Annotated in this window: 5 protein-coding genes; all 5 read right to left on the bottom strand. The window is 65.9% G+C overall.

The features are described 5' to 3' along the window. Positions 1–65 precede the first annotated feature (65 nt). The gene (locus ACTJJ4_RS16820; RefSeq protein WP_440944373.1) at positions 66–1,625 is read right to left on the bottom strand and encodes an ABC transporter substrate-binding protein; all 1,560 of its coding nucleotides are present in this window, start codon (positions 1,623–1,625) and stop codon (positions 66–68) included. A gap of 57 nt (positions 1,626–1,682) precedes the next feature. Next, complete coding sequence (locus tag ACTJJ4_RS16815; RefSeq protein ID WP_440944372.1) at positions 1,683–2,684, bottom strand: carbohydrate ABC transporter permease; 1,002 nt, start codon at positions 2,682–2,684, stop codon at positions 1,683–1,685. Further along, positions 2,671–3,549, bottom strand: a complete 879-nt coding sequence (locus ACTJJ4_RS16810) for an ABC transporter permease (protein ID WP_440944371.1) — start codon at positions 3,547–3,549, stop codon at positions 2,671–2,673. The genes ACTJJ4_RS16815 and ACTJJ4_RS16810 overlap by 14 nt, the downstream gene beginning before the upstream one ends. A gap of 198 nt (positions 3,550–3,747) precedes the next feature. After that, on the bottom strand, positions 3,748–4,746 hold the full coding sequence (locus tag ACTJJ4_RS16805) for an arabinan endo-1,5-alpha-L-arabinosidase (protein WP_440944370.1): 999 nt from the start codon (positions 4,744–4,746) through the stop codon (positions 3,748–3,750). Beyond that, a complete protein-coding gene (gene arfA, locus ACTJJ4_RS16800; protein WP_440944369.1) occupies positions 4,743–6,242 on the bottom strand; it encodes an arabinosylfuranosidase ArfA in 1,500 nt (499 codons plus the stop codon). Before arfA ends, ACTJJ4_RS16805 begins: the two co-directional genes overlap by 4 nt. Positions 6,243–6,246 lie beyond the last annotated feature (4 nt).

Genomic DNA, 6,246 nt, shown 5'->3' with positions numbered 1-6,246 from the left:
TTTTTCTTTTTGGGGGGTCGGGGTGGCCCCCCTCGCCGCCCCCCCCCGGCGGTGTCGTGCAGCGGCTACTTGAGCGGGTGGTCCTTCGCCCAGGCGTCGACGTCCTTCTGCAGCGACGCGCGCACGTCCTCGTAACCGGCGTCCTTCAGCTTCTGGCGCATCTCCTTGATGGCCTTGGCCGGGTCGTCGAACTTGCCGTAGTTCAGCTGCGGGATGTACTCCGAGAGCACCGCGCCCATCGCGGCGAGCGTCGGGTCGATGCTGCTCTTGTCGATGATCAGCGTGGAGTACGGGTAGTCACGGGCGACCTTGTCGAGAGCGCCGTAGATCTTGTCGCGGTCGGGGTCGTCGGTGACCTTGGCCGGCTCGAACTCGTCCCGACGCCCGGCCCAGAAGTTGGAGCCCAGCGAGTCCTTCGACGCGTCGTAGCCCTCGGGGTACCCGAGCTTGCCGTCCTTCATCACATAGTCAGTGCCCTCGATGCCGAAGTTGAGCAGGTCGTAGTCGGCCTTGTCGTTGCGGATCAGGTCGTACACCTGCAGCGCCTTCTCGGGGTGCTTGGAGTTCGCGCTGACGGCCATCGCGCCGTGCGTCTTGATGTCCTTGTACAGGTTGCCGTTCTCCTGGCCCCAGTAGAACATCTTGGGCTCGGAGCCGGGCTGCTTGGTGGTCATGTTGTTCCAGATCTGCCCGATGAACGTCTGGGTGTGGTGCTGGTCGGTTCCGGACAGCCCCGAGTAGAACTCCTCACGGGTGTCGCCGTCGTAGTTCAGCGCGTCCTCGCGCCACACGCCGAGCTTGTTCCACTCCTTGGCGAGCTCGGCGGCCTTCTCCAGCTCGTCGCCCTCCATGTACCAGGACGTCACCTCGCCGGGGTCGGACTCCGAGGTGGTGAACGGGGCGTAGTTGCCGGCGCTCACGCCCTGCAGCGGCATCTGGTCGGTGTGCCCCTGCAGGTAGCCGGTGAGCACGGCGTCGTTGCCGCCCGTCGAGGCGACGTCCCACGGGTAGGCCTCGGGCTTGTTCTTCTTGACCCACTGGAAGTACTTCGTGAAGTCCTCGAAGGTGGTGATCGTGCCGTCGGCGAAGCCCGCCTCCTTCGCCCAGTCGCCGCGGTAGAAGAACCCGTGATTGGTGTACTGGGTGTAGTCGTCCTCGGGGATGAACTGGATCTCTCCGTCGAGCTTGGTGAGGTCCCAGTCGCCGGACTTCTCGACCTGCGCCCAGGTCTTCGGCGCGTTGGCCTTGAGCATGTCCTCGCTGAGCGGGAGGAAGGCGCCCTTCTCGGCGTTCTCCCACCCGAACAGCCAGTCGGTCGCGGTGGTGATCAGGTCGACCTTGTCGTCGCCGGAGAGCAGCTGCACGTTGTACTGCGTCTGCCAGTCGGCCCACTCGACGTAGAACAGGTCGAGCGTGGCGTTGGCCTGCTTCTTCAGGTTCGCGTTGAGCTTCTTGAGCATCGCCTCCAGGCGCCCGTTGGTCGGCTTGTCGCCGAGCACGAGCATCGTGATCTTGGTGGGCTTGCTCGGGTCGTCCTCGCTGGACCCGGTGCATCCGGCCAGCATGGTCATTCCGACGCCGAGGGTCGCGATGACCGCTCCGGCTCTGAGGATCCTTCTCTTCATTGCGAGTCTCCTAGTGATGGGGTGTTCGGTGTTTCGGGGTGTGGGGAACGGGCGGGCTCAGCCCTTGACCGCTCCGATGGTGATGCCGCTGACGAAGTACTTCTGGACGAAGGGGTAGAACAGCAGGATCGGGCCGGTGGCGACCACGGCGCTGGCCATCTTCAAGGTGTTGGAGGGCAGGTCGCTGATGCTCACGTTGGCGCCGGCGACGGAGTTCCGCAGGGCGTTGGCCGTGTTGATGATGTTGTAGAGGTAGTACTGCAGCGGCTTGAACTCGACCGTGCTGCCCAGATAGAGGGACGACAGGTACCACTCGTTCCAGTAGGCCAGCGCGAGGAAGAGGCCGATGGTCGCGAGCGCGGGCTTCATCATCGGAAGGGTCAGCTGCGCGAAGATCCGGAAGTCGCCGGCGCCGTCGATCTTGCCCGACTCGACGACCTCGTACGGGACCGTGCGCATGAAGTTCTTCATCAGGATGATCAGCCACGGCGTCATGAGCAGCTGCAGGAACACCGCGAGATAACTGCCCCGCAGATGCAGCCCCTGCGTGATCCATAGGAAGGTCGGCGCGAGCCCCGCGGAGAACAGCGTGGTGAAGTAGATGAAGAACGAGATGTGGTTGCGGAACGGGAAGTCCTGCCGGTACAGCGCGAACCCCGTCATCGCGATGATGAACAGGCCGATCGCCGTGCCGAGCACGGTCATCGTGACCGTGACGACGTAGGCGCCGATGATCTGCCTGGGCGCCTGGAAGATCAGTTCGTAGGCGGCGAGGCTGAAACCCTTGGGGAGCAGGCCGAACCCGTCCTTGCGGATCGCCGCCTCGCTCGAGAACGAGGCCGAGACGATCAGCACGAACGGCAGCAGGCAGAACAGCGCGAACAGCGTGATCCACACGTACGAGATGCCGCGCAGCCAGCGGTCGCTCGCGGAGAGCTTGATCGACCGCGGCCGCGGGGAACGGGCGAACAGGCTCTTGTCCCGCGACGGCAGCAGCAGGGTCTTCGTCGCGCCGGTGTCGGTGACGGGCGGGTTCATCGTCAGGTCAGAAGAGGGCATAGTCCTTGTTCATCCTTCGAACGAGCCAGTTCGCCGTCATGACGATGGCGAAGCCGAACAGCGACTGGTACAGGCCCACGGCCGTGGAGGTCGTGAAGTTGTTCTGCGACATGACCATCCGGTACACCGAGGTCTCGATGATGTCGGTGGTGGAGAACAGCGCCGCGTTGTTGCCGACCAGGTTCCAGAACAGGCCGAAGTTGCCGCTCATGATCCCGCCCAGCGAGAACAGGAAGAGGATGATGAAGGTCGGCTTCAGGCTGGGCAGGATCACGTACCGGATGCGCTGCCAGGCGGATGCCCCGTCGATCTCGGCCGCTTCGAACAGGCCCTTGTCGATGCCCATGATCGCCGCGAAGTAGACGATGGACCCGTAGCCGGTGCTCTGCCAGAGGTGCACGACGATGATGATCAGCGGCCAGAGCCCGGCCATGCTGTAGATCTTGATCGGATCGCCGCCGGTCTGCTTGATCAGCGTGTTCAGTGCGCCGCTGTCGTAGTTGAGCAGGTTGAAGGCGATCACGCCGATGAGCACGACCGAGATGAAGTACGGCAGGAACATGACGCCCTGCGTGATCTTCTTGAAGAACTTCAGCCGCACCTCGTTGAACATGATCGCGATCGCGATCTGCAGCACATTGCCCAGCACGATGAACGCGACGTTGTACAGGATCGTGTTGCGCGTGAGATCCCACAGCATCCCGGACTTCACGAGGAACTCGAAGTTCTTGAACCCGACGAACGGGCTGCCGAAGATGCCGTCCCGGTAGTTGAAGTCGGTGAACGCGATCCAGATGCCGGGCAGCGGGGCGTAGTTGAAGACGAGGAAGAACGCGATGGCGGGGACGCACATCAGGATCAGCATCCTGCTGCTCCTGATCTGCCCCCACAGCGACTTCCGCCGTCGTGGTGCTTGCGTCGGTATCATCCCCCGCCTCTCTGCGCGACCCGGTCGGCGTCGACCGGGTGGAATGAACAGGTATAAAACTAACCCCTGATTAAACTACGGCCACGGTAGCAGAGGCTGGTGCGGCGGGACAAGGACTTTCTCGCCGCGGGGCCGTCAGCCCTCGGCGGGGGCGACCGACGGCCAGCCGTCCGCCCACTCCAGCGGCAGGATGCCGAGTGTCGGCACGCCTTCGGCGGCGCCGTCGTACCAGTGGAAGGCCAGCATCCCGCCGGAGACGGACTGGCCACCGGGGCCGATGCGGTCGCCGTCGGTCGTGAGGACGACCGTGCCGCCGTCCTCGAGCAGCCTGCCGCCGTCGGCATCCAGGTAGGGGCCGCGGACGTCCTCGGACCGGCCCACGATGATCTCGTAGGTGCTGTCCGTGCCGCGGCAGCAGAAGCCGCGCGAGGCGAAGAGGTAGAACCAGCCGTCGTGACGCACGATGTACGGCGCCTCGATGGCGTTCTCGACCAGGCCGCGGTCGGCGAGGCGCAGCGGCTCGGCGTCGTCGGCGCGCAGCCCGCTCGGCCATTCGAGCCTCACCATGCGGATGCCGGAGGAGAACGATCCGAACGCCATCCACGGGGTGCCGTCGGCGTCCTCGACGATGCCGGCGTCGATCGCGTTGAAGTCGGTGCCCGCGCTGGCGATCACCTCCCCGCGGTCGACCCACTCGTACTCGGGGTCGTCGGGGTCGAGGGTGGTGTTGGTGGCCAGCGCGATCACCGACCGGTTGCTGCCGAAGGTGGATGCCGCGTAGTAGAGGTACCAGGTGCCGTCGTGCTCGTAGAGCTCGGGCGCCCACAGGTTGTCGACTCCGGGCACCGCCTCGGCCAGCCATGCGGGCTTGTGCTGCCACACCTCCCCCGCGTACTCCCATTCGGCGCCGTCGTCGGAGCGGCGGATCTGGATGTTCCCGTCTGCGATCTGGCCGTCGCCGGTGGAGTACACGAAGTCGCCGTGGTCGGTGCGCACGTACGCGGGATCGTGCACGAACACGTCGCCGCTCAGCTGCGGCGCCGCCGCGACCGCGGGTGCGCAGCCGGCCAGCGCAGCCGCCGCCGTGATGGCCGCGACGGCTGCGCCGGCCAGGCGCAGGATCGGATGTCTCACGACAGCGCGAGCGCCGACCAGGAGACCGGGGGCAGGGTGACGGTGAGCACGCCGTCGGCGAGCGCGGCGCCCTCCAGCGGCTTCAGGCCCACGCGGTCCTGGTCGGCGAGCGTGTTCTTGGCGTACACGTCGTCGTCCCAGAGAGTGACCGCCTCGTCGATCGTCGCGACCCCGAGCTCGGTCGCGTCGATCGTGACGGTGATGGCCGAGGTCCGGCTGCGGTTCACCAGGAACACGGCCGAGCCCTCGCCGTCGGTGGTGACCACCGCGTCGATCAGAGGAGCCTCGCCGTGGACCTTGGTCTCGTACGTCCCCACCTCGATGCGCGGCTTGATGATCTCGCCCCTGGCCAGTCGCGAGGTGACCGAGAACGGGAAGAACGTGGTCTGCCGCCAGGCGTCGCCGCCGGGCTCCGTCATGATCGGGGCGATCACGTTGACCAGCTGTGCCAGTGACGCCGAGGCGACCCGGTCGTGGTTCTTCAGCAGCGTGATGAGCAGGTTGCCCAGCACCACGGCATCCGCCACCGAGTAGACGTCCTCCAGCTGGCGCGGAGCGTACCGCCACTCGTCGTTGACCTCGTCGGATGCCTGGTGCTCGTCGAGGTACCAGATGTTCCACTCGTCGAAGGAGAGCTTGATCCTCTTGTCGCTCTTCAGCTTGTAGCCGACGTGGTCGGCGGTGGCGACCACCGTCTCGATGAAGTACTGCATGTCCAGCGAGGAGGCCAGGTACGAGTCCAGGTCACCGCCGCGCTCCTGGTAGTAGGCGTGGCAGGAGATGTAGTCCACGTGCTCGTAGGCGTGCTCGAGCACCGTGCGCTCCCAGTCGCCGAAGGTCGGCATCGACGACCCGGACGACCCGCACACCACGAGCTCGAGACTGCGATCGGCGGCCTTCATGGCCTGCGCGGTGCGAGCGGCGAGCTTGCCGTAGTCGTCCGCGGTCATGTATCCGGTCTGCCAGGGCCCGTCCATCTCGTTGCCCAGGCACCACATCCGGATGTCGTGCGGCTCGATCGTGCCGTTGGCGATCCGCTGATCGCTCAGTGCGGTGCCGGAGGGGTGGTTGCAGTACTCCAGCAGGTCGAGCGCCGCCTCGATCCCTCGGGTGCCGAGGTTCACTGCCATCATCAGCTCGGAACCGGTGAGCTTCAGCCAGCGGGCGAACTCGTCGACGCCGACCTGGTTGGTCTCCAGTGAGTGCCAGGCCAGGTCGCGGCGCACCGGACGGTTCTCGCGCGGACCGACCGAGTCCTCCCAGCGGAAGCCGGAGACGAAGTTGCCTCCGGGGTAGCGGATGGTGGTCGAGCCGAGCTCGCGCACCAGGTCGACGACGTCCAGGCGGAAGCCGTCCTCGTCAGCTGTCGGGTGGCCGGGCTCGTAGATGCCGTCGTAGACGCAGCGGCCGAGGTGCTCGACGAAGGAGCCGAAGATGCGCCGATCGATCGGGGCGACGACCGCCTCGCGGTCGATGGAGATGCGTGCCTGGGTCACGGTG

Origin of the sequence: Microbacterium sp. 22195 (genome assembly GCF_052056515.1) — a bacterium.
Classification (GTDB): domain Bacteria; phylum Actinomycetota; class Actinomycetes; order Actinomycetales; family Microbacteriaceae; genus Microbacterium.
Note: the sequence above shows the minus strand (reverse complement) of the source record. Positions and strands in the feature narration are given on the sequence as shown.